At 51.6% G+C, this 23,286-nt stretch carries 26 protein-coding genes; 12 read left to right on the forward strand and 14 right to left on the reverse strand.

Features of this window, described 5'->3' with window-relative positions:
- Positions 1-32 precede the first annotated feature (32 nt).
- The 5 genes from MRY16398_RS10135 (at position 33) to MRY16398_RS10160 (ending at position 6,582) form a co-directional block, all read left to right on the forward strand.
- Positions 33-3,815: a phage tail tip fiber protein gene (locus MRY16398_RS10135; RefSeq protein WP_125124293.1), complete on the forward strand. Its 3,783-nt coding sequence runs from the start codon at positions 33-35 to the stop codon at positions 3,813-3,815.
- Positions 3,815-4,768 (forward strand): DUF6453 family protein, encoded by a 954-nt coding sequence (locus MRY16398_RS10140; RefSeq protein WP_125124294.1) that lies wholly within the window; start codon positions 3,815-3,817, stop codon positions 4,766-4,768. Before MRY16398_RS10135 ends, MRY16398_RS10140 begins: the two co-directional genes overlap by 1 nt.
- Positions 4,769-4,815: 47 nt before the next feature.
- Complete coding sequence (locus tag MRY16398_RS30895) at positions 4,816-5,955, forward strand: tail fiber domain-containing protein (RefSeq protein WP_232034394.1); 1,140 nt, start codon at positions 4,816-4,818, stop codon at positions 5,953-5,955.
- Between the two features lie 103 nt (positions 5,956-6,058).
- Positions 6,059-6,298 carry a hypothetical protein gene (locus tag MRY16398_RS10155; RefSeq protein WP_110295443.1) on the forward strand — a complete coding sequence of 80 codons (240 nt, stop codon included), beginning with the start codon at positions 6,059-6,061 and terminating at the stop codon, positions 6,296-6,298.
- Positions 6,298-6,582 (forward strand): hypothetical protein, encoded by a 285-nt coding sequence (locus MRY16398_RS10160; RefSeq protein WP_125124295.1) that lies wholly within the window; start codon positions 6,298-6,300, stop codon positions 6,580-6,582. The genes MRY16398_RS10155 and MRY16398_RS10160 overlap by 1 nt, the downstream gene beginning before the upstream one ends.
- Positions 6,583-6,924: 342 nt before the next feature.
- Here the strand turns inward: MRY16398_RS10160 and MRY16398_RS10170 are convergent, their stop codons facing one another.
- Complete coding sequence (locus MRY16398_RS10170) at positions 6,925-8,001, reverse strand: porin (protein ID WP_079496393.1); 1,077 nt, start codon at positions 7,999-8,001, stop codon at positions 6,925-6,927.
- 779 nt (positions 8,002-8,780) lie between these two features.
- On the opposite strand from MRY16398_RS10170, the gene MRY16398_RS10175 reads away from it, so the two are divergent.
- Positions 8,781-9,482, forward strand: a complete 702-nt coding sequence (locus MRY16398_RS10175; protein ID WP_125124296.1) for a phosphohydrolase — start codon at positions 8,781-8,783, stop codon at positions 9,480-9,482.
- 18 nt (positions 9,483-9,500) lie between these two features.
- Positions 9,501-9,965 carry a very short patch repair endonuclease gene (locus MRY16398_RS10180; protein ID WP_041851846.1) on the forward strand — a complete coding sequence of 155 codons (465 nt, stop codon included), beginning with the start codon at positions 9,501-9,503 and terminating at the stop codon, positions 9,963-9,965.
- Between the two features lie 3 nt (positions 9,966-9,968).
- On the opposite strand, the gene yedA is transcribed toward MRY16398_RS10180, so the two are convergent.
- Positions 9,969-10,880, reverse strand: coding sequence for a drug/metabolite exporter YedA (gene yedA / locus MRY16398_RS10185; RefSeq protein WP_071196369.1), 912 nt, complete (start codon positions 10,878-10,880; stop codon positions 9,969-9,971).
- 192 nt (positions 10,881-11,072) lie between these two features.
- Between yedA and MRY16398_RS10190 the strand changes: the two genes are divergently transcribed.
- The 4 genes from MRY16398_RS10190 to dgcQ all read left to right on the forward strand — a co-directional run bounded on the left by MRY16398_RS10190 (position 11,073) and on the right by dgcQ (position 14,771).
- Positions 11,073-11,984 carry a DUF808 domain-containing protein gene (locus MRY16398_RS10190; protein WP_071196370.1) on the forward strand — a complete coding sequence of 304 codons (912 nt, stop codon included), beginning with the start codon at positions 11,073-11,075 and terminating at the stop codon, positions 11,982-11,984.
- Between the two features lie 79 nt (positions 11,985-12,063).
- On the forward strand, positions 12,064-12,246 hold the full coding sequence (locus tag MRY16398_RS10195) for a YodC family protein (protein WP_041851843.1): 183 nt from the start codon (positions 12,064-12,066) through the stop codon (positions 12,244-12,246).
- A gap of 179 nt (positions 12,247-12,425) precedes the next feature.
- A complete protein-coding gene (tnpA, locus tag MRY16398_RS10205; RefSeq protein WP_038918153.1) occupies positions 12,426-12,884 on the forward strand; it encodes an IS200/IS605 family transposase in 459 nt (152 codons plus the stop codon).
- Positions 12,885-13,058: 174 nt separating this feature from the next.
- Positions 13,059-14,771, forward strand: a complete 1,713-nt coding sequence (dgcQ, locus tag MRY16398_RS10215) for a cellulose biosynthesis regulator diguanylate cyclase DgcQ (RefSeq protein WP_108701030.1) — start codon at positions 13,059-13,061, stop codon at positions 14,769-14,771.
- On the opposite strand, the gene MRY16398_RS10220 is transcribed toward dgcQ, so the two are convergent.
- Together MRY16398_RS10220 and yodD are read right to left on the reverse strand one after the other, a co-directional pair.
- Entirely contained in the window at positions 14,726-15,565 is an 840-nt protein-coding gene (locus MRY16398_RS10220; protein WP_125124297.1) for a mannosyl-3-phosphoglycerate phosphatase-related protein, read from the reverse strand. The two genes, dgcQ and MRY16398_RS10220, sit on opposite strands and share 46 nt — an antisense overlap.
- A gap of 288 nt (positions 15,566-15,853) precedes the next feature.
- Positions 15,854-16,084, reverse strand: a complete 231-nt coding sequence (gene yodD / locus MRY16398_RS10225) for a YodD family peroxide/acid resistance protein (RefSeq protein WP_041851840.1) — start codon at positions 16,082-16,084, stop codon at positions 15,854-15,856.
- Positions 16,085-16,212: 128 nt separating this feature from the next.
- Here yodD and dsrB point away from each other — a divergent pair, with 128 nt between their 5' ends.
- Positions 16,213-16,401, forward strand: a complete 189-nt coding sequence (gene dsrB / locus MRY16398_RS10230; protein ID WP_041851839.1) for a protein DsrB — start codon at positions 16,213-16,215, stop codon at positions 16,399-16,401.
- A 40-nt stretch (positions 16,402-16,441) separates the two neighbouring features.
- Here dsrB and rcsA read toward each other — a convergent pair whose 3' ends face one another.
- The 10 genes from rcsA to fliJ all read right to left on the reverse strand — a co-directional run bounded on the left by rcsA (position 16,442) and on the right by fliJ (position 23,272).
- Positions 16,442-17,065 (reverse strand): transcriptional regulator RcsA, encoded by a 624-nt coding sequence (rcsA, locus tag MRY16398_RS10235; RefSeq protein ID WP_041851838.1) that lies wholly within the window; start codon positions 17,063-17,065, stop codon positions 16,442-16,444.
- Positions 17,066-17,346: 281 nt separating this feature from the next.
- Positions 17,347-18,132, reverse strand: coding sequence for a flagellar biosynthetic protein FliR (fliR, locus tag MRY16398_RS10240; protein ID WP_041851837.1), 786 nt, complete (start codon positions 18,130-18,132; stop codon positions 17,347-17,349).
- A 7-nt stretch (positions 18,133-18,139) separates the two neighbouring features.
- Positions 18,140-18,409 (reverse strand): flagellar biosynthesis protein FliQ, encoded by a 270-nt coding sequence (gene fliQ, locus MRY16398_RS10245; RefSeq protein ID WP_041851836.1) that lies wholly within the window; start codon positions 18,407-18,409, stop codon positions 18,140-18,142.
- A gap of 9 nt (positions 18,410-18,418) precedes the next feature.
- Positions 18,419-19,156, reverse strand: a complete 738-nt coding sequence (gene fliP, locus MRY16398_RS10250; RefSeq protein WP_041851835.1) for a flagellar type III secretion system pore protein FliP — start codon at positions 19,154-19,156, stop codon at positions 18,419-18,421.
- A complete protein-coding gene (gene fliO / locus MRY16398_RS10255; RefSeq protein WP_107224434.1) occupies positions 19,156-19,530 on the reverse strand; it encodes a flagellar biosynthetic protein FliO in 375 nt (124 codons plus the stop codon). The genes fliP and fliO overlap by 1 nt, the downstream gene beginning before the upstream one ends.
- Before the next feature lie 9 nt (positions 19,531-19,539).
- Positions 19,540-19,953: a flagellar motor switch protein FliN gene (gene fliN / locus MRY16398_RS10260; protein WP_041851833.1), complete on the reverse strand. Its 414-nt coding sequence runs from the start codon at positions 19,951-19,953 to the stop codon at positions 19,540-19,542.
- Positions 19,950-20,954 (reverse strand): flagellar motor switch protein FliM, encoded by a 1,005-nt coding sequence (fliM, locus tag MRY16398_RS10265; RefSeq protein ID WP_041851832.1) that lies wholly within the window; start codon positions 20,952-20,954, stop codon positions 19,950-19,952. Before fliM ends, fliN begins: the two co-directional genes overlap by 4 nt.
- A gap of 4 nt (positions 20,955-20,958) precedes the next feature.
- Positions 20,959-21,438: a flagellar basal body-associated protein FliL gene (gene fliL / locus MRY16398_RS10270; protein ID WP_041851831.1), complete on the reverse strand. Its 480-nt coding sequence runs from the start codon at positions 21,436-21,438 to the stop codon at positions 20,959-20,961.
- A 104-nt stretch (positions 21,439-21,542) separates the two neighbouring features.
- The gene (gene fliK, locus MRY16398_RS10275; RefSeq protein WP_125124298.1) at positions 21,543-22,832 is read right to left on the reverse strand and encodes a flagellar hook length control protein FliK; all 1,290 of its coding nucleotides are present in this window, start codon (positions 22,830-22,832) and stop codon (positions 21,543-21,545) included.
- Positions 22,829-23,272, reverse strand: a complete 444-nt coding sequence (gene fliJ / locus MRY16398_RS10280; RefSeq protein ID WP_041851829.1) for a flagellar export protein FliJ — start codon at positions 23,270-23,272, stop codon at positions 22,829-22,831. The genes fliK and fliJ overlap by 4 nt, the downstream gene beginning before the upstream one ends.
- Positions 23,273-23,286: the final 14 nt, after the last annotated feature.

The raw sequence follows: 23,286 nt of genomic DNA on the forward strand, positions 1-23,286 counted from the left end.
CCGCCTCCGGGCGGTTTTTTTATGGGCACAATATGGCAAATAAGAAAATTCAGGGTCGCAAGGGCGGTAGCTCCAGTTCCCGCACGCCAACTGAACAACCCGATGACCTCCAGTCGGTTGCAAAGGCAAAAATCCTTCTGGCGCTTGGCGAAGGTGAATTTTCCGGCGGCCTCACCGGGCAGTCTATTTTTCTGGATGGTACGCCGTTACTTAATGCTGACGGTTCGTCAAATTTCAGCGGTGTAACCTGGGAGTTTCGTGCGGGCACACAGGCGCAGCCATACATTCAGGGGATGCCCGGCAGTGAAAACGAAATTAGCGCGGGCGGCATTACCATTTCCAGCGCAACAGCCTGGACCCGTACATTTACGAATCCCCAGCTTTCTGCAGTTCGCCTGCGCCTTAAATGGCCGTCGATTTTTAAACAGGAAGATGACGGTGATCTGGTCGGTTACAGCATTAACTACGCCATTGATCTGCAGACAAACGGCGGTGCGTTCCAGACGGTAATCAATACCTCAGTCAGCGGTAAAACGACCAGCGGTTACGAGCGTAGCCACCGCATCAATCTGCCAGCCGGTGCCACAACGTGGACGGTTCGCCTGCGCAAAATTACGGCAGATGCAAACAGCGCGAAAATCGGCGACACGATGACGCTCCAGAGTTACACGGAGGTTATCGATGCCAAGCTTCGCTATCCCAACACAGCACTGCTCTATATCGAGTTCGACTCCAGCCAGTTTAATGGCTCAGTACCGCAGATATCCTGCGAGCCGCGCGGGCGCGTTATCCGCGTCCCTGATACCTACGACCCTGAAACACGCACCTACAGCGGTACATGGTCAGGGGCGTTTAAGTGGGCGTGGACGGATAATCCGGCATGGATTTTTTATGATCTGGTGGTGAGTGACAGATTTGGCCTGGGTGACAGGCTGACGGCAGCTAACATCGATAAATGGATGCTGTATCAGGTTGCGCAGTACTGCGATCAGCTTGTCCCTGACGGGAAAGGCGGTGATGGTCTGGAGCCCCGCTACACCTGCAATGTTTATGTGCAGGACCGTAACGACGCATATACTGTCATGAGGGATTTTGCGGCTATTTTCCGGGGTATGACGTACTGGGGCGGTAATCAGATTGTTGCTCTGGCTGATATGCCGCGTGATGTCGATTACAGCTACACGAACGCAAATACCCTTGACGGTAAATTCACATACAGCAGCAGCACTTCAAAAACCCGGTATACCACTGCGCTGGTTTCATACTCCGACCCGGCGAACGGCTACGCCGACGCAATGGAACCTGTCTTCGAGCAGGATCTGGTGCGTCGCTTTGGCTTTAACCAGCTTGAACTGACAGCTATTGGCTGCACCCGGCAATCCGAGGCAAACCGTAAGGGGCGCTGGGGCATTCTGACCAATAACAAAGACCGTGTGGTGACCTTCTCTGTCGGGCTCGACGGGAATATTCCGCAACCGGGATACATCATTGCAGTCAGTGACAGGGACCTGGCCGGAAAAGTAACGGGTGGCCGCATCAGCGCGGTAAGTGGTCGGGTACTGACGCTTGACCGTGTGCCGGATGCCGTGGCGGGTGATCGCATCATGGTGAACCTCCCGACAGGTGCATCACAGAGCCGAACCATTCAGGCAGTCAGCGGAAATAAAGTCACCGTTTCGACGGTGTTCTCTACAACGCCGGAGGCGCAGGCGGTATGGGTGGTTGAGTCAGATTCGCTTTATGCCCAGCAGTACCGCGTCGTCAGCGTTACGGAAAATGACGACGGCACATTCACCATCGTGGGTGCCGCACACGACCCGGATAAATATGCCCGTATCGATACAGGCGCGATTATCGATCAGCGCCCGGTAAGCGTCATCCCGCCGGGTAATCAGTCTGCACCTTCGAATATCGTCATTTCCAGCTATGCCGTTGTGAATCAGGGGATCAGCCTGGAGACAATGCGCGTCAGTTGGGACCAGGCATCAAACGCTATTTCGTACGAGGCCCAGTGGCGGCGTAACGATGGCGACTGGGTGAACGTACCCCGCAGCTCTACCGCGTCGTTTGAGGTGCCGGCCATTTACACCGGACGTTATCTTGCGCGGGTGCGGGCTATTAACGCGGCTGAAATTTCCTCCGGCTGGGGATATTCAACCGAGACAACACTGACCGGGAAAACGGGAAACCCGCCGAAACCTGTCGGTTTCACGGCATCGGACAATGTGGTTTTCGGCATTGAACTGAACTGGGGATTCCCTGCGAACACGGACGACACGCTGAAAACGGAAATTCAGTACAGCGCCACGGGGACGACTGATGATGCGGTTTTGCTGGCGGATGTGCCGTATCCGCTGCGCAAATATCAGCAGATGGGCCTCAAGGCGGGGCAGATTTTCTGGTACCGCGCGCAACTGGTGGACAGGACCGGGAACGAGTCGGGTTACACCGACTGGGTGAAGGGACAGGCCAGTGTTGATGTGTCTGACATCACTGATGCCGTGCTTGAGCAGATCAAGGACACCGAACTGTTCAAGGATCTGATTGAAAATGCTGTGGAGAGCAGTGCAAAGGTTGCTGAACTGGCAGAGGTTGTCAGTCAAAACGCCGACCAACTGGCGGCTACAGTGGGCGCGAACCGGCAGACGGCAGAAGCCATCATTGGTAACGCACTGGCCATCGCTGATGTGGTGGTGAGGCAGTCGGCGCAGAACGGCGCAAACAGTGCCTCATTCACTCAGTTGCGGGAGGTGATTGCCACTGAAACACAGGCCCGCGTTACGGACGTGACGCGCCTGGAGGCGAAAACCGACCAGAATGCTGCACAGGTAACGCAACTCACACAGGCGCTTTCTGACGAGACGCAGGCCCGCTCGACGGCGGTTGATACGCTGACGGCACAGACGCAGGACAATGCCGCTAACGTAACGCAGCTCACACAGGCGGTGTCCACGCTCGACAGTTCTACCGCATCCCGTTTCGACGATCTGTCAGGGAAAACGACTAACGCGGCTGGTGGAGTGCAAAACACGGCAGTAGCGTTGATTCAGGAAACACTGGCGCAGGTTAACACCCGGATGACGCTCAGTGCTCAGTATGGCGCAAACAGTGCCGGTATCCAGCGTGTTGATAACGTGATGGTGGACGCGAGTAAAGCTGTAGCTGAGTCGCTGAAAACCCTGGATGCCACGGCTGGCGGCAACGCCAATATCACTGATTTTGCGAAAACGATGTCTGATTTTACGCAGACCTCCGCAACGAAAATCAACTCACTGAGCGTCACGGTAAACGCCCAGTCTGCGGCCATCACCACTAACGCCCAGGCAGTTGCGGATATCAACGGCAACCTGAACGCGATGTACTCGATTAAAGTCGGTGTGGATGTGAACGGCGTGCAGTACGCGGCAGGGATGGGGCTGGGTGTTCAGAACACTCCTTCAGGCATGCAGTCACAGGTTATTTTCCTTGCTGACCGCTTCGCTGTTATGTCTCAGGCAGGGTCAGCCGTCACACTGCCGTTTGTTATTCAGAACGGCCAGACGTTTATTCGTGACACGTTTATCCAGGACGGGACCATCACCAATGCGAAAATCGGTGCGTATATTCAGTCAAATAACTACGTGGCTGGCTCAGTTGGCTGGCGAATTGGTAAAGATGGCTCATCTGAATTCAGCAATGTGACGGTTCGCGGGGCACTTTACGCCACATCGGGCGCTTTCAGCTTTAACGGTGTGAACAATGCCGTAGTGATTGACGGTACGGGTATGCTGATAAACCTGCCGGGTGGTGGCTCAATAAAACTGGGGACATGGTGATGCCGGGCGGATTACGCATTGATTTGAATGACGGCGGACCGGTAATGGAAATCACGGCGGGGCTGCGCGCCCCGTTTTTCTGTCGCACAACCGTCCAGGGGTATAACGGAAAGTCTGTGCCGGTCGACGGGTACGGTGCGGGGGATGTGGCTGTTTTTATCCCGACCGAAAGCGTCAGAATCTTTTTTTTCGATACCGGGCTTTTCCCCTTCACGCAGCGCCTGGCTTCTGTAGTGCAAAGCGGCGGGACACTGACGATGAATACTCAGGGGGACAGAGCGGGGGCACCTGATACCTATCAGTGGCCCGGCCAGGTATGGCGCATCACACCCGCCAGCCAGGCAGGAAACAGCGGCCTGCTGATTTCTGACTCGACTGATTTCACCGTCCTGACCACTAACGGGAATCTGGGCAGTTGCACCTGGTACGGCACGGTGACAATTAACGACTCCTGGACGCCCCCTGTTTCAGGGATAGTCTTTGCTTCATGGGACAGCCCGAGCGCGGTACTTGAGAATATCGGCGGAACGATATTCTGTTCGTCAGATTCGGGTAACTATGGTGATGCACCCGCATCGGTTACAGCCCGCATCGCGATATTTTCCAATAACGCACCTGTACCGGGGACGGGTCTGACGTTCCTCAACCCACAGGGGCAGTGCACGTTCTCTACGACCCGGAAGCCATTTGTAATCAGGTCATTTTTCACACCCTCTCTTTCATGGCAGTCAGTCGGTGGAATGGTACCGATAGGCAGGTATGGATGGGACGTCGGCAGAGCTGAAGACTCAACATCCTGGAATATCGGCAGGGGGCGCGGCCTGATGATGAGCGGGGGAAATGTCAAAGGTGGACGGGGACGCATTGTTACCAGAAATGATCGGGCGGGCTGGAATTTTGACAGCAGCGGGATGAGCGCAATCAGTCTGCCGGTAATTCCCGCCATGTATTAATCAAATTAATAAACCGCTTCGGCGGTTTTTTTATGCCTGGAGAAAATATGATTTACACAACTGGCTCTATTGCGGTCAACGGTAATACCCTGACGGGTACTGGCACGAACTTTACAGCAGCAGGCTCACTCATCCGCGTTGGGTGCACCCTGGTCACTCTGGCAAATCCGGTACAGGTATTCCAGATAACCGCAATCAACAGCGCAACCCAGCTCACCGTAACGCCAGCGGCAAACCCGGCAATTGCAGCCGGTACCGCTTACGCCATCCTGCTGAGCGATAGTCTGAGCGTTGACGGCCTCGCGCAAAACATCGCTGAGACGCTGACGCTTTATCAGCGGAATATGAGCGGCTTTGCGGACGTGATGAATGCGTCTGGTGACGTCACTATCACGATTAACGGTGTGGCCGTCACGGTTCCCGGCCAGAAGTCGCTGGCAAAAAAAGGGGCTAACTCAGATATCACTTCTCTGAACGGGCTGACAACACCGCTCAGCCAGGGGCAGGGCGGAACGGGATTAACAAATCCTTTTGGCACCGTCGCCGGGTCATTTTGCCAGGGTAATGATTCACGGCTGAATTCGCTGGATCGGAAAACTGGCGGAACCGTACTGAGCACAACACGACTAACAAATGAATCCGCTGGTAGTGTAAACCAGGAAACTCCACATATGGAGTGGGGCTATGGCGGGTCATTAACGCCGCATAAATCAGTGGCATATCACTATGTTTCTTCGACGTTCTCAGGGTTTTATTTGAACGTTATCGCGGGGCCGACGTCGTCATTTTTTGGGTTTAACTCTACAGGCTCGGCAACAGCGCCGGGGTCGTGGATTTCAAACTCTGATATCCGCGTGAAATACGACGTGGCAAGGATAGAGAATCCACTGGATAAAATGCAGGCCATTCGCGGTGTTTCGTGGAAACGGCTGGACGGTATCGCACCGGGTATCGGATTTATTGCTCAGGAGGTCCAGTCTGTATTCCCGGATAATGTGTTCGTGACTGGTGACAGAGAGCTGGACGACGGCACCGTAATTAAAGACGTTCTGAGTCCTGACACTGCTGGGGTTGCCGCAGCTCTGCATCATGAGGCCATTCTGGCTCTGATGGCGCAGATTGACGCACTGACCGCGCGCGTTGCTGAACTGGAATCCGGAAAAACTAACGAGCCGGTGGCAGAGTAATCAAACCCTTACTCTGTGCAAAAAATTGATAGTCACAAGCTGAGTTGATCTGTTGCTCAATAAAAACTACTGTATTCATATACAGTATTTTAAGGAGGTGACTATGCCCCGCAGAAACGATGTTTTTGTCGCGTTCCGTGAAGCCGTACAACTCAACCCAAAGGGTTATATGTGTCTGAGGACTGCGGATTTTATCAGTAAATTACGGGCCTACAACCACCATTTCACAGAGCAGGACGCTAACAGGTGGATCGAACTGAACCAGCCCAGCTTCGTCGATAAAACGCCAGATTTCAGTGAAAACCGCCTGTGGCTTCTGAGAAATATGGGGATTGTCCGCTAATGCAAACACTCGATGCGATTTGTGGCGTAAGCGCCACCACGGGGCTGCTGCCTACAGCAACCGGCTACGCAGTCGTTGAGGCCAACCCCGGAAAACTGGAGCAGGGATGCTTAGTGGTCATCTCTCTCTATGGCGCTACGCAGTTTGCGAAACTGATGGGGCAGGCGTTTATTACAGAAGACGGCGAAGCGATTGAAGGCGAAGCACTGGAGGATATTATTGTGCTTGGCCGGGTGACTAATTTCGTAAACCGGGCCGGGGAGGATGAGTGCCCGTTTATGTGAGTTAAAGGGTTGGTATATGAAGTGTCGATAAGTTCATAATTAATTGATTTAGTTGACTACAAAATGTCGCGTTTATACCATGCATGATTAATAAGTGATTGATTTAAGTGGAAATTGAATCGGTCTCGAAAACCGGAGTAGGGGCAACTCTACCGGGGGTTCAAATCCCCCTCTCTCCGCCACTATTCAAACAGTTACGCGCTTTGCTTTCAACGACTCTTGTCACAGATGTTTTTCTCATTACTCCCGTAAATTTTATCACTGCATGCTATATCATGCGGCCGGCCTGTGCTTTTGCCACAAAAAAGCCCGCTCGCGGCGGGCTTTGAAAGAAAAGTATGCTTAGAACTGGTAAACAATACCCAGTGCGAACTGATCGTTTTTATTGGTGCCTGTTTCACGAACGTAGCGCGTGTCGTCCAGCAAGTTGAACTGGTATGCCGCGTAAACGTTCATGTTTTTATTGAAGTAGTACCAGGTACCGAGCTCGATGTAGTTTACGCGCGCAGCGTCGCCGCCTTTAAAGCTACCGCGACGGCTCAGGTCATCGCCCTTAGAGTAGACGTAACCGAGAGAAGGGCGCAAACCGAAATCAAACTGGTACTGAATAACGGCTTCGAAGTTCTGCGTTTTATTAGCAAACTGGCTGTCTTTCTCAACGGTCATGTTACGGGTTTCGCCGTACATCATTGCAGCGTAAACATTGTTTGCATCGTATTTTGCCGCGATGGACCAGATTTCGGCGTTATCGCCTTTACGGTCGGCAGCTTGCTCGTCAGTACGGTCCGCTTTACCGTAGGTTGCGGCAAATCCAAATCCATCGAACTGATAAGAAGCAGACATGCTGTAGCCGTCGCCGTTCTGTTTTTTTACGATACGGTTGTCGTTTTTGCCTTGATATTGCAGCGCCAGGTTCAGGCCTTCAACTTCACCGAAGAAATCAGTGACACGGTAAGTAGCAACGCCATTGGTACGGCCATTCATAAAGTTGTCGGCGGAAGCCCAGGAATCACCACCCCATTCAACCAGCATATCGGTGTATGCCGCGACATCATAAGCGACACCATAATTACGGCCATAATCGAAAGAACCAAAGTTGCCAAATTTCAGACCAGCGAAGGCGAGACGTGTACTCTCATCCTGGCCGCCCTCAGGATGGCTGGCATCCATATTGTATTCCCACTGACCAAAGCCGGTGAGTTCGCTGTTGATCTGGGTTTCGCCCTTAATGCCGATACGGGCGTAAGAGGTATCTTCATTTTCGCTGTTGTGTTGATCAGTGTCAGACCAAATGCGTTCGCCGACCATTTTTCCGTAGAAATCGACTTTATTACCGTTCTTGTTATAAATTTCCGCCGCATTTGCTGCGCCTGCAAATAATAACGCAGGCACTAAAATCGCCAGTACTTTTCTTTTCATAATCTATTCCCTTGAGATCATAATTTATATGAATATTTGCAATTTCATCCGAAATTACAAAGTGAATACTATTCTATTAAGTTCATTAATTTTTACGTCAAATATGTAAGCAAATTATTTAAAATATTGCAAAATGTTTCTTTGGGCGGTGGTATTTCTTCTGTGAATTTAAAGTGGTCTGATGTATTCATTTCATTGATTTTATTGTATTTGTTGTTTTTATTGATGGGTTAAAAATATAATTGAAGTGTATTTTATTTTGCGTTTTTATATGTGAGTGGATTGTATTCTATCGATGTATATAAAAGGCGAAAAAAAAGCCCAGGTATTCCCCCGGGCACATCATTGAAAAAGGATGATAAATAAAATAGAGCAACTCAATGCTGATGGCCGCTAAATACTACCACAGAAGTGAAATGAATAAACTGGCCTTTAAAGATGGATTTTATTGCGTACGTTGCATTAGAGGATGATTAATTATTTTTAAAATGAATTGAAGTGAACAAAAAAGCTGCAAAAAAAAGCAAATTTTCAATATAAATATAGGACGGAGTTGGTATTTGCAACGGCATAAAGTTTTTTGAACTGATTGCTCAGCCAGTGTAATACGATGATTTCGCATTTTTTGTGAAATGATATGTGTTGTTGCAGTGGCGATGATAGTGCAACGGGGCTTCTGTTGAGGGCATGGCAGGGTCTACCCCGACCATAAAGGAAGGACGCCTAAGCAATGAAATAAAATAGTGCTATGGTTACGGCTTTCCCTGGAAGGAGTGACAATGACCTTAACTGAATGGCAACAACGCTTTGACGCGTGGGTTGCGCAACATTATACCCAGGCGGACGCCGCCCATGATGTCGCCCATTTTCGCCGGGTCTGGCGTACCGCACAGTCCCTTATGGTGGGCCAGGAGGTGGATGGGCTGGTGATTCTGACGGCCTGCTACTTTCACGATATTGTGAGCCTGGCAAAAAATGATCCGCAGCGGTCATTAGCCTCACGCATGGCGGCGGAAAAAACGACAGCGATCCTGCGCGAAGATTTTCCACTCTTCCCGGAAGAGCGCTACCCTGCGGTACGCCACGCTATTGAGGCGCACAGCTATAGCGCCGGGATTGTGCCACAAACGCCGGAAGCGAAAATTGTCCAGGATGCCGACAGGCTTGAAGCCTTGGGGGCGATTGGGCTGGCGCGCGTTTTTGCGGTAGCCGGTTCGCTGGAGGTGGCGCTATTTGATAGCAACGATCCCTTTGCCGACGAGCGCGAGCTCAATGATAAACGTTATGCGCTTGACCATTTTCAGACCAAGCTGCTGACGTTGCCTGCCACCATGCAGACGGAAAAGGGGAGGGCGTTGGCGCAGCATAATGCCGATTATCTGGTGCAGTTTATGGCGAAAATCAGCGCCGAATTGCAGGGTGATTATCACGGGCTGGACAGAGATGTCTTACATCGTTTTGGTCATCACCAACCAGACTGATAGCGTGAGGGGGAGCGAATGGCAGATGTCCACGATAAGGCGACGCGCAGCAAAAACATGCGTGCCATTGCCACCCGTGACACAGCAATTGAAAAACGACTTGCTTCGCTACTGGAAACACTGGGCCTGACGTATCGTGTCCAGGATGCGGCGTTACCCGGGCGCCCTGATTTTGTGCTGGATGAGTATCGCGCCGTCATTTTTACCCATGGCTGTTTCTGGCATCACCACGACTGCCATTTATTTAAAGTCCCCGCGACGCGAACTGAATTCTGGCTGGAAAAAATCGGCAAAAATGTCGTGCGTGATAAGCGTGATAACGCACTATTGCATGAACAGGGGTGGCGGGTCTTAATTGTCTGGGAGTGTGCGTTACGCGGGCGGCTTAAATTAACGGACGATGCGCTGGGGGAGCGGCTTGAAGAGTGGATCTGCGGGGGCGGCGACACCGCGCAGATCGACACACGTGGCATTCATCAATGAACGCTACTTTTCCGCTTCACAAGGGGTCACGACAGGACGGGCAGGGAAGAGATATTTCCCCAGCGTCACCAATACGACAGCCATAATAATAATCCCGAGCGCGAGCCACTCGATGCTGGAGAGATGCTCACCGCCAAAACCAGTACCCAGCAAAACGGCCACAACCGGGTTAACGTAGGCATAGCTGGTGGCGATAGCGGGGCTGACATTGCGTATCAGATACATATAGGCATTGATGGCAATCACTGAACCGAAAATCGCCAGGTAACCGACAGCCATAAAGCCCTGCACCGTTGGTAATGTGGTCATCCGCTCGCCGCTGAGAACCGAGGTGACCAACAGTACGATGCCTGCCGCCAGCATTTCGATTGCGCCAGCCATCATACCGGTGGGTAATTCAATACGGGAGCCATAGACGGAACCGAATGCCCAACTTAACGAGCCGATGAGGATCATCAGCGCGCCCCATGGGTTACCGCTCAGATTGCCGCCGCTATTCAGCAGGATGATACCTGCCAAACCAATAGCAATACCCATCCATTCCAATTTGCGGGTCTGGATACCAAAAAAGTGGCTAAAGCAGAGTGTAAAGAGCGGAACGGTCGCTACAACGACGGCAGCGATGCCGGAAGGGACGTTCTGATGTTCCGCAACGGTAACAAAACCGTTACCAACGGCCAGCAGTAACACGCCAATCAGTGCCGCATTAAGCAGGGGACGTAAAGCGGGAAGTTTATGACCGGTAATGAGCAGGAACGCCATTAACAAAATGCCGGCAGAAAGGAAGCGTACGCCAGCCATCATAAACGGTGGCCAACTTTCAACACCGATGCGAATTACAAAGTACGTGGAACCCCAAATAATATACAGCGCGAAAAGTGCACTAATAAGCGGTAAAAGCTGCCTGAAACGCATACTCCCTCACAGCAAAATAAAAAGGAAGCATATAGTAAACGCCAAAACTATCGCCCTGGCGAGCGGTTAATTGTATTTTATCTGTTAAATTTTTGTTGTATTGCTCTGGAGGATTTTCGCTGCCGCCTTTTTACATCATACTAAGAGAATCAATCGGTAAAAAATCACAGACAATCAATAAGGAAGACCATTTTGGCAGGCAGTAGCTTATTAACTCTACTCGATGACATAGCCACATTGCTGGATGATATTTCGGTGATGGGTAAACTGGCGGCGAAAAAGACAGCAGGCGTACTGGGGGACGATCTCTCCCTCAATGCCCAGCAGGTTACGGGCGTACGCGCAAACCGCGAATTACCTGTCGTCTGGAGCGTGGCGAAAGGGTCACTGCTCAATAAAGTAATTCTGGTGCCGCTGGCGCTGTTGATAAGCGCCTTTATACCCTGGGCTGTTACGCCGTTATTAATGATTGGCGGGGCATTTCTGTGCTTTGAAGGTGTCGAAAAAGTCTTGCACACCTTTGAGGCCCGTAAGCATAAAGAAACGCCGGAAGCGCGCGAGCAGCGGTTGAACGCGATGGCCGCACAAGATCCGCGCGAATTTGAACGTGATAAAGTGAAAGGCGCAATCCGCACCGATTTTATTCTATCGGCGGAAATTGTCGCTATCACTCTGGGCATTGTAGCCGAAGCGCCGCTGTTAAATCAGGTGCTGATTCTGTCCGGAATTGCGGTACTGGTCACGATTGGGGTGTATGGCCTGGTGGGCATTATCGTCAAGCTGGATGATATGGGTTACTGGCTGGCAGAAAAACGGGCTGCTCTGGCGCAGGCGCTGGGTAAAAGCTTGTTATTTATTGCGCCATGGCTGATGAAAATATTGTCAGTCGTCGGGACGCTGGCCATGTTCCTGGTCGGCGGTGGCATTGTGGTTCATGGTATCGCGCCGTTACACCACGCCATTGAACATATGGCGCAAGGCAGTAATAGCATCGTTGCGGCGTTGCTCCCTGTGCTGGCTAATCTGGTCCTGGGTTTTATCATCGGTGCGATAGTACTGTCGGCGGTGAAACTTATTGCACGGCTGCGTGGTACCCATGCCTGAATTCTCGATTTTGCCACTACGCAAAAGGTTGAAACTTCGTCTAAGGTGAAATCGTTTCACCCTGATACAGGAGGCAAAGATGGTCTTTTTGGTCAGTGATGAAGTAAAAGCAAAAAATGGTGGGCCGCGCATGATTGTCACCGGTTATTCCAGTGGAATGGTCGAGTGCCGCTGGTATGACGGTCACGTCGTGAAACGTGAAGCCTTTCGGGAAGATGAATTGGTTCCCGGTGAAGGACAAAAGCTTTGCGAAGAGGCATAGCCATTAAAACGCCCGGCATGTCCGGGCGTTTTTCTTGTCTATAGAAAACCCCCAGCTAGGCTGGGGGTTCCGGAAAGCTTTCAGCTTTAAGCCAGTTATTAAAACCCCTTTTGATTTGTTAAAACAGCTTGCGGTCTGGCAACTGCAAAAGTTCAACAAGAAATCAAAAGGGGGTCCCGATGGGGGACGAAAAGAGCTTAGCGCACACCCGCTGGAACTGTAAATATCACATAGTTTTTGCGCCGAAATACCGAAGACAGGCGTTCTACGGAGAGAAACGTCTGGCGATAGGCAGCATTTTAAGAAAGCTGTGTGAGTGGAAAAACGTACGGATCCTGGAAGCTGAATGCTGTGCAGATCATATCCATATGCTTGTGGAAATCCCGCCCAAAATGAGCGTATCCGGCTTTATGGGATATCTGAAAGGGAAAAGCAGTCTGATGCTTTATGAGCAGTTCGGAGATCTGAAATTCAAATACAGGAACAGGGAGTTCTGGTGTCGGGGATACTACGTGGATACGGTAGGGAAGAACACAGCGAAGATACAGGAATACATAAAGCACCAGCTTGAGGAGGATAAAATGGGTGAGCAGTTGTCGATCCCTTATCCGGGCAGCCCGTTTACGGGCCGTAAGTAAGGAAGTTTGATGCAAATGTCAGATCGTATGCGCCTGTTAGGGCGCGGCTGGTAACAGAGCCTTACAGGCGCATCTGAAAAACCTCCGGCTATGCCGGAGGATATTTATTCTTACAGTTTTTTGCCATTGGCGATCGCATAACGCTTCCGCGTTGCGTTTATTCAGGGAGTCTTTGTGGGGCAGGAAAAAGTCGTAAAAAGTCCTCCGCGACTTGCGTTTGTCAAAACCTGGTTTGTACCCAGCCGGGTCGTGAATCTCTGTTTTGTTATTGTACTGGTCTGTTCTACGGTACTTACGTGGCGTGAAGTTATTGTGATGAAGGGCGCCTATGTCGTTAGTCAGCGAAACGCGCTGGATAACGTTACCAATGTGCTGGACAGGCAGATGCAGGTGGGTATCGATCGTCTGCTCTTTTTCCGCAATGGTATGCAGTCTGCGGTACAAACTCCGCTGGCTTTCGATGTTTTGCGTAACATCCAGGCGGAGTTCGAAAAGGAGCGGATACTTCCTTACTGGCAAATAGGGTTGGATAACCGTCGAACGTTACCGTTATATGGCGTGTCGGACTATTTTGTTGACCAAAGCGCCTTGCTAAGCCGTGACAACCCGTTGTTGCACAATGAGCTGACCGCAGCGATGGAGCTTGGTTATCTGTTCCGTTTTTCTTCCAGTGCCTCGATGTTTCCGCGCCGCGCGCTTTATGTCTCCCGGGCGGGGTTTTTTATCTCCACTCTGCCTGTCGGGAACAACAATGAAATCGTACAGCAGTACTACCAGCATCTGACCAGCCCCTGGTTTAGTGGGCAAAGTGAGCGCGAAAACAAACTGCGCGGGGTACGCTGGTTTAGCGACGAAGCACATACACCGAATATTGCCGATTCGCTGGTGACCGCCAGTGTACCGTTGGATTTTCAAAACTACTGGTATGGCGTGCTATCAATGAGTTTTCCCGTGTCGTCAATGAAGGCATTGCTGACCGAAGCACGACAGAGTCAGGATAAAGGAGAATACCAGCTCTATGATGCGCAGTTTACGTTGCTAACCACTACCGCAGACGCCGGAACGACGAGCCAGCAATTTTCCTCTGATGAACATGCGCAACTGCAACGGGAGATGGCCAGAGATACAGCAGGCGGTCTTCGTTTGGGGACGCGGTTTGTAAGCTGGGTAAAACTGAAACATTTCGAAGGCAGTGTGCTGCGTATCCAGACCTTGCATGAGGGACTGCGCGGTGATTTTGGAAGTATCAGTATCGCCCTGGCTTTATTGTGGCTGCTGTTTACCACCATGCTGCTGCTCTCCTGGGGGGTGATCCGCCGGATGGTCAGCAATATGTTCCAGCTCCAGCATACCTTGCAATGGCAGGCCTGGTATGACCCATTGACGCGGCTAAATAATCGCGGCGCGTTGTTTGAACGCGCCCAGGTGCTGACAACTGAGTGTGCGGCGCAAAATCTCCCGCTCTCGGTGATTCAAATCGACCTCGACCATTTCAAGCGGGTTAACGATCGGTTCGGTCATCAGGCGGGAGATTTGGTCTTGTCGTATGCCGCGGGCTTGATTGGTAAATCGATTCGCGAACAGGATGTGGCCGGGCGCGTCGGGGGCGAAGAGTTTTGCGTCTTGCTCCCGGGGGCAACGCTTGCGGATGCAACCGCCGTTGCTGAAAAAATCCGCCAGCGTATCAGTAGCAAAGAAATTTTTGTGCAAAAGAGCAAAACCATTCGCGTTACCGCTTCACTCGGCGTGAGTAGCGCCCTGGAAAGCGGCAACTATGATTTCGAGTATCTCCAGTCTGTTGCCGACAGCCGGTTGTATCACGCAAAAAATAACGGCCGTAATCAGGTTTGCGCCGAAGACGGCGTGACACCGTTACCCAACACATAATCCATGCCTTCACGCCACCCCGCTGCGCCTTCAAGGGCGCAGTGATATACCCGCTCTGGCGTATCATGTTGTAAATGGATCCCCTGACGGTTCAGCCCTTTTACCACAATCGCGAAATTGACGGTGTCCAACAGAGGGGCATCGTTAGGACCATCGCCCAATCCTATAGTGATGTGGCTGCCCCCATCGTAATGGCGATACTGGCGCAGTAACCAGTTTACGGCCTGATCTTTCCCGCTACGCTCATCAAGGACATGCCAGAACCGCGCTCCCTGCACAAAACGTAAGCCGAGCTGGGCCAGTTCGGCGTCGAAAGCCTGCATGTGTTCATCGCTATCCCGCCAGATTAAGGTCTCAGACGCTTCCTGTAAGCGGGCCAGCGAGGCTTGTGCCGGGGTAAGACCGGTGACATCGGCAAGGACATGTTCATCCATTTCGCTAAAGGTCGTGAACTTATAGCCATCACGGCTGCGCAACTCGATGAGCACTTTAGCAATCTCCTCGTGGGAGGAGCCGGTAATGATACGCGGATAGTTTTCGTGATCCTGCCAGCGTTCATCAAGCTGAATGACAGCACCGTTTTCGGCGATAAAGGGCAGCCCTTCCAGACCCACCATGTGTTGCACGGCAAGCATTTCGGCGGCAGTTTTACTGCTACAGAGGATCAGGGGGATACGATGTTCACGCAGGCGGGCAAGCCACTCAGCCGCGGGCTGCCAGTCGCCGGTGTGGCTATCCTGGAGTGTGCCGTCAACATCGGAAAACACCAGCAGTGGGTCGTCAAGTGTTGGCATGGTCTGCTCCTTGCAGTCAGGTAAGACAAATCTCATTTATTCGTAAGGCCACTTAGCGAAAAGTTCGCAACAAAAGCAGGTAAGCGGCATGGTGCGGGGGTTAGGGATATGCCCGCGATGAAAATATTACGCATCTAAATTATTCAGCAAAGAAATATTACCTTGTCATGCAATAAGTTTGAGGATATGGTGCCAGTTACATCAGATTCCCTGGTGTAACGAATTTTCAAGTGCTTCTTGCGAGAGCAAGCTTTATCCCGGTCACCCCATGACCGGGATTTTTTCTTTCTAGCGATTCACTTCTGTCACGCTAAAGTCGTGAATATCAAGCTCGAACGCCTCCGCCAGTTCACGCCAGGTATGGTAATCCCGCCCATCGACGCTAACGCGCTGACCCTCGCCGTCATCAACACGATGGATTTCGCTCTCACAAATCTCGTTTATTGCAGCCAGCAGGGCATCAACGTCGACATTGACGTCACGCTTTGCGGTGTCGCTGTACTCTTTAACTGTACTCATCCGTTTCACCTCATCGCCAGGCCCACGGGTAAGTATAGTCGGTAGAAAAAATAGCCAGCCAAACGCCCGGGCGCTGCTAGTTATTGAGAATTGTTCTACACTGGCACAAATGAAACAGGAGGATGAATATGAAGGTAAACGATCGGGTTACGGTCAAGACGGACGGTGGTCCGCGCCGTCCGGGTGTTGTGCTGGCTATTGAAGAATTCAATGAAGGTACGATGTACCTGGTGTCACTTGATGATTACCCGCTCGGTATCTGGTTCTTTAATGAAAAAGGTCATCCGGACGGGGTTTTTGTTGAATTGCTTGATTAGTTTTTTCGCCCTCCGTTCCGGAGGGTGATCCCTCAATTTTTTATCGCATATTCACAAAGATACCGCTGGTCACATTGTCGGTCAGACGCACGACATGATAGATCACTTGCTTATTATGCGTTTTGATTTTCCTTTTTATATTACCTTTATGTGATGATACCGTTTTCGCTTTAATATTCATCTGATCGGATATTTGGATGGTATCCTGCCCCGACATCCACATTTTAAGCATGCTGGATTCCGTCCGGCTCAGTGATAGCGTGGGTAAATTAATGTGCCCAATACTTTTTTTCTCTTTACTAAGATAGTCAGCCAAAATATCGTCCAGGGACTCAGGCTTTATTGACTTGGAACTGATCAATAAATTCTTGCGAACTAACAAATATTCATCGAAGTGAATATTAGCTATTGCCATAAATACAATAAATAACGTCCGGGGGTGTTGAGTAATGATTTCTTTTATATGCTGACTGCTGACAGGATCGTGAATGAAGCAGTCCTCATTAATAAACACCACCGTGGGTTGTAACGCCACACATGCCGATTCGAGTTCATCAACCGTTGTTACGTCGTTGATTTCTCGTTTCTTTACCCCCCGGCTTGCCAGATACCCCGTTAGTCCCAACCGGGTATAACTGCATAAATCCATAATAATCGTTGACATGGCATACCCTCACTCAATGCGTAACGATAATTCACCCTCGCCAGAGGTCCCCGAACCACCAGGCAAAAAAGTAATAAACAATGAGCAGGACGACCTCAGGCGAAACCACTATCCCGTAAAGTTACGTATAATTTGCCAGGAATCATCTCAAAGTAAAGTAAATGTTGTGTTCTGTGAGAACCTTAAAAACAATTAACCCGCGCCAGGTATATCGTAGGGGGTGATTTCCTGAATTGATTTTAGGAATTTCCTTAGGAAGGCTATATAAAAAGTGTGGGTTGTTATTTCTTCGGCAGTTCACCGACTATATCGGCTAATAGATTGAAAACCTCACCAAATACACGTTCGGTATAGGGCGCGATTAACGGCATCATGGCGACCATCAGCAAAATACCCACCGTCAATGTTATCGGGAAACCAATAACAAAAAGGGAGAATTGTGGAGACATACGGTTCAATAAACCCATCGCCAGGTTGATGGTCAGCAGCAGGGTAATGATGGGTAATGCCAGCATAACGCCATTGACGAAAATCATACTCGCGGAGCGGGTAATGGCCATAAACGCGTCGCTGTTTACCGGGTCTGCGCCTATTGGCAGCGTATGAAAGGTGTCTACCAGCATTGAAATCAGCCATAGATGGCCATTGAGCACTAAAAACAGCAGCATCGCCAGCATGTCCATAAACCGGGCAAGGACAGGCATATTAAGGTGGCTGGTGGGATCGACAAAGGTCGCGAACGACAGGCCCATCTGTAAGCCAATCAGCTCACCGGCATAACGAATCGTCGCGAAGGCAAACTGCATCGTAAAACCAAGCGCGATGCCTATCAGAAGCTGTTGTATCGCCAGCCATAAGCCATTAGAGGAAAACATCGACGCGTCGACTGGCGGTAGAGTCGGGGCGACGATAAAGGTAATCACCAGCCCCAGCCCCATTTTTACGCGCCGGGGGATTGAGCGCTCACTCAGGATAGGGGCCGTCATGATCAGCGCCATAATGCGCAACAAGGGCCAGAAATACATGCTGAGCCATTGAAGCCATTGATCGCTGGTGACATGAAACATGCGGGGCTTATCCAATCATATAAGGCAGGTTACTGTATAACGTGCGCATATAATCCAGCAGCAGATTGAGCATCCACGGCCCGGCAATGATGATAGTCACAAATACCGCAATGATTTTGGGAATGAACGAGAGCGTCATTTCGTTAATCTGCGTGGCGGCCTGCAAAATGCTGATAATCAGACCCGTTACCAGGGCTACCAGGAGTAACGGAGCGGCAAGCGCGAGGGCAACTTTCATCGCCTCGGTGCCAATCATCATGACCGATTCAGGTGTCATCTTTCACTCCTAACTGTAGAAACTCTGTGCCAGCGAACCGACCAGTAACTGCCAGCCATCCACCAGCACGAACAGCATTAGCTTGAACGGCAGGGCAATAGTGGCAGGTGGCACCATCATCATCCCCAGCGCCATCAGGACGCTGGCGATCACCAGATCGATAATCAAAAACGGAATGAATATCGTAAAACCAATCTGGAAGGCGGTTTTGAGTTCGCTGGTCACATAAGCTGGCAGCAGGATGCGCATGGAGACGGCTTCCGGCCCCTGAATTGGTGGGCTATTGGCCAGGCGGGCGAAGAGGGCGAGGTCGGCTTCGCGCGTCTGGCGCAGCATAAACTCACGCAGCGGTTGCGCACCGCGCTCCAGCGCCACATCGACGGATATCTTGTTTTCGCTAAAAGGCTGATAGGCGTCGGCGTAAATCTTATCGATGACCGGCGACATAATAAAAAAGGTTAAAAACAACGCCAGCCCCAGCATAACCTGGTTCGGCGGCGCGGAAGGCGTACCCAGGGCATTACGCAGCAGACCAAACACGATGATGATACGGGTGAAGCTGGTCATCATCAGCAGTACGGCAGGCAGGAAGGTCAGCGACGTGATAAAGACCAGCGTCTGCACCGGCAGAGACCAGCTTTGTCCGCCGTTAGCCAGCGGTTGACTCACCAGGCCCGGGAGTTGAGCAAATGCGGCAGGGGCAGCCAGCCATAATCCGGCCAGCGCGAAAGGTAACAAACGGCGCATCAGGTTCTCCCGGAACGCTTAAGCAAATTCTTCATCACGGACTGAAAGTCCGGGGTCTTCTCTTTCATTTCTTCATTTTCGGCGGGCGCCGGAGGAAGCGTGTGCAGTAAATTAATCTGCGAAGGGGTAACGCCCAGCACCAGACGTGCATCTTCTACGTCCACAATGACCACGCGCTCGCGTGGCCCTACAGAGGTGCTGGCGCTGACTTTTAGACTGCGGCTACCCGCAGATTTCCCGGCGAATCCCAGACGTTTCGCCAGCCAGGCGACAATAAAAATTATCGCCAGAATCAACACCAGTGCGCCACTGACTTGCAGCAGTGGCGAACCCGGTACATTTGACGGCTGGCTAACCGTGGCCTGGGTTTTCATTCATTGGCCTCAGCGGCTCAGGCGACGCATGCGCTCAGATGGGGTAATGATATCGGTAATACGGACGCCGTATTTATCCGCAACGACCACAACTTCACCTTGCGCAATAAGGTAACCGTTGATCAGGATATCCAGCGGTTCACCGGCAAGGCCATCAAGGGCAACCACAGAACCCTGCGTCAGACGCAGGAGCTCTTTAATGGTCATGCGCGTACGGCCGAGCTCTACGGTCAGTTTGACCGGGATATCCATAATCAGATCGATGTCCTGCAGGCTACCACTGACATCACCGCCGCCCAGTTGTTGGAAGACAGCGTCGGCTGCACTTTTGCTGGTCGTGGTTTTTTGTTCGTTCAACGCGTCAGCCCACAGATCGTCCATTGCGCTACTGTTTTCATCGGACGGATTGTTCATATCACTCATTTGGGCTGTTCCTCATTCAGCGAATTCAAAATCGGGTTAATCAGATGCTCGACACGCAGGGCGTACTGACCATTTAGCGTGCCATACTGGCTGGTGAGTACAGGCACTCCGTCCACATGCGCAATGATGCGATCGGGTTTATCGATCGGCAGAACATCGCCGGGCTTAAGTTTAAGTATCTGCGACAGCCGCAGCGAAATATCAGCAAAGTTAGCAATCAGTTCCAGCTCGGAGTGCTGAACCTGGCGCACCAGGTTATCTCGCCAGTTCTGATCTTCCGAGCGGGAGTTCTCCAGCGGCGGGTTGACCAGCACTTCACGCAGCGGCTCTATCATGCTGAACGGCAAACAAATATTAAACTCACCCGTCAGGTTGCCAATTTCCACATGGAATGGCGTATTCACCACGATATCGTTAGGTGAGGTCGTAATATTGGTGAACTTAACCTGCATCTCCGAACGGACATACTCAACGTCCAGCGGATGGATAGCTTTCCATGCATCGCTGTAGCCCTCAAGCGCCAGCTTCAACATGCGGTTAATGACACGCTGTTCAGTGTGCGTAAATTCGCGGCCTTCTACCTTCGTCGGGAAACGTCCATCACCACCAAATAAGTTATCTACGGCAATAAACACCAGGCTTGGGGAGAAGACAAATAATCCCGTGCCGCGCAGTGGCTTTAGGTGGATAAGGTTAAGGTTGGTCGGAACCGGTAAGTTACGCGCAAACTCGTGATAGGGCTGAATGCGGATCGCGCCGACGGTAATATCCGGGCTACGACGCAACAGGTTAAACAACCCCATACGGAACTGGCGCGCGAAACGTTCATTAATAATCTCCAGCGCCTGCAGACGTTCACGTACAACGCGGCGCTGGGTATTCGGGTCATAGGGACGAATATCGCTATCGCCACTTGCACCTGGCTTCGGAGCATCGCTCGTATCGCTGTCTCCGTTGAGCAGCGCGTCGATTTCGGCCTGAGAAAGAATGCTATCGCCCATGTCTTTACCGCAGAATGAAAGCTGTATAAAGAACGTCAGTGACTTCTTGTTTCGGTTGCCCTGCCACTAACGGTGTTGCGATTGCTTCTTTAATCGCTGTAGCCAGTTGTTGCTTACCGTCGTCAGTGGCGAGCTTCGTGGCATCCTGACGTGAGAACAGCAACAGCAAACGGCTACGCACTTCTGGTAAATATTCGCTCAGTCTGGCACGCGTGGCGTCATCTTTCAGACGCAGAGTGATGCCGATGTACAGTACACGATCCGCATCGCCCAGGTTGACCGTAAAGGTATCGAGTGCGAAAAATACAGGCGCCGGCGGCGGTGGCGGGGCTTCTGCCTCCGCTTTCGCTTCCGTAGACGGATGCTGTTGCATACGCCAGTAACTATAGCCAGCAGTCGCGCATGCAGCGAGGGTGATTAACACCAATAGCGGGATCCAGATTTTACGCTTACGTTTTTTTTTGTTGATAGCGGTGTCAGTCATCTGATACGTGCTTCCTGTTAGGTACTGCTCATAGTCTGATTATCCCGTGTCCTGTCCGCGTCAAAGCGCGGAAAAGACGGAGATAATCATGCTACCTCTGGCGTTTAGGCAAAGATATCGACCGCACTATTACCACGCGCCGCCGATTGCAGGCTTGCAGGCACGATCAGCGGCTCATCCTCTTCAGCCGCCAGATTGCTGCCGCCACCGGTACGTGAAGACTGCTGCTGCTGAGAAAAAGACTGTTGCTGCCCGGCAAAACTTTCGCTACTGATGCTGCTTTGCCCCAACTGGATGCCGTTTTCAGCCAGCGATGTCCTGAGCGTAGGCAGCGCCGCTTCCAGCGCCTGACGGACGTGGCTGTGCGGTGACACCATCTGAATTTGCGCCAGATTGTCATCGAGTTTCAGGGAGATCTGTACCTGGCCAAGATCTTCCGGGTGCAGATGCAACTCAGCGCTTTGCTGACCCTGGCGGGTAAACATAGTGACATGCTGGCTGAGCGTCTGTTGCCATTCGCTGCTGCCTAGCGGTGCGCTCAGAACCGCAGAAGAGATCGGCGCGCTGGCTTGTGCTGATGACGCATTACTGATAACCGGTGCGATACTGGCGGTTGTGTTGATGGTCATGGTGGCGTTATCCGCATCTTGCTTCGCGGCGGGCGCCAGTGCGCTACCAAAAATGCCTGCCTGCTGCTGCGCGGTATCATCACCGGCAGAAGGGGTGGTCACATGCAGCGCGGTATTGGCGTTATCGCCTTTTTGTGCACTGGCTGCGAAGCTCGCCAGATCAACACCGCTACGTTTTGTCGCACCCAGTGCGCTGTTGGCTGCGGTAGAAACATCGGCGGTGGATTTCGTCGGCGCCAGTTGTGCGGTTTGCTGATGCGGCAGCATAGCCATCAGAGCGCTAAGCCCCGCCAGCTCTTCTTCGTTTAAATCACTGCTGTCATCGTCAGTGGCTGATTTAATGGCGGTGTCAGTTGCGGTGTTCGTTTTTCCGAGCGCAGCAAGAACACTGCTTTGGGTTTCCGGCGTCAGGCCAGCTAACAGCGTTTGTACCTGGGTTTTACTGTCGGTGGTCAGTGTATCGGTATCGGTTTTCGCCGTCTGACGCGCCAGTAAATCTGCCAGTTTCTGGGCAGGGCTCTGTGCATCGTCAGAAGAGAATGCGCGCAGGTTTTTCAGCGACTTACCGCTGGCGGCTTGCAGGTCAGCAAGGGTTAAGGTTGTCTTACCCTCTGCGTCGCTACCGGTTAGCGTTTTTCCGCCAAGGGCGCCTGCCAGCAGGGCCAGAAAATCTTGCGCCGTATCGCCGCTGGTTTTACCGACACCCGTTTGCACACCGGAGGTTGCATCCACATCTGTCGTAAGCAATTTCTGCAAGTTGATCATTCATGTTTCCTCTGGGATGCGCGTTGTGCAAATTCATCCATTTTCTTTTGATCGAGGCGGTTTTCCGCCTGTAGTGCGGCCGCGTTTTGTCTTTCCTGCAAAGTTTGCCATGCCTGCAGTCGTTGCTTTTTCTCTCGCCAGCAATTCAGTGCGGTATCAACCTTTTCATTCCACTGCATCAGTTGTTGTCGATGCTGCTCGATGGCCTTCTCCAGCGTTTGAATAAACTGCTGATAGTTTTGCCAGCGCTGGGCTCCGATGCCCTGGCTCATATCGTTATTCAGGTTGTTGCGGTATTCATGCTGATAATCCATCAGCATCTTTAGCTGTTCTTCCGCTTGCTGGCAACCGCGGCGCATTTCACCCAATCTCAGGGCTGCGTCGTCAACTTCTTTCTCTGCCAAATCCTTTAGCGTCGTTAATGCGCTATTTTGCGTCATAGTCGTCGCTCTCA

Origin of the sequence: Phytobacter sp. MRY16-398, assembly GCF_003925915.1 — a bacterium.
Classification (GTDB): Bacteria; Pseudomonadota; Gammaproteobacteria; order Enterobacterales; family Enterobacteriaceae; genus Phytobacter; species Phytobacter diazotrophicus.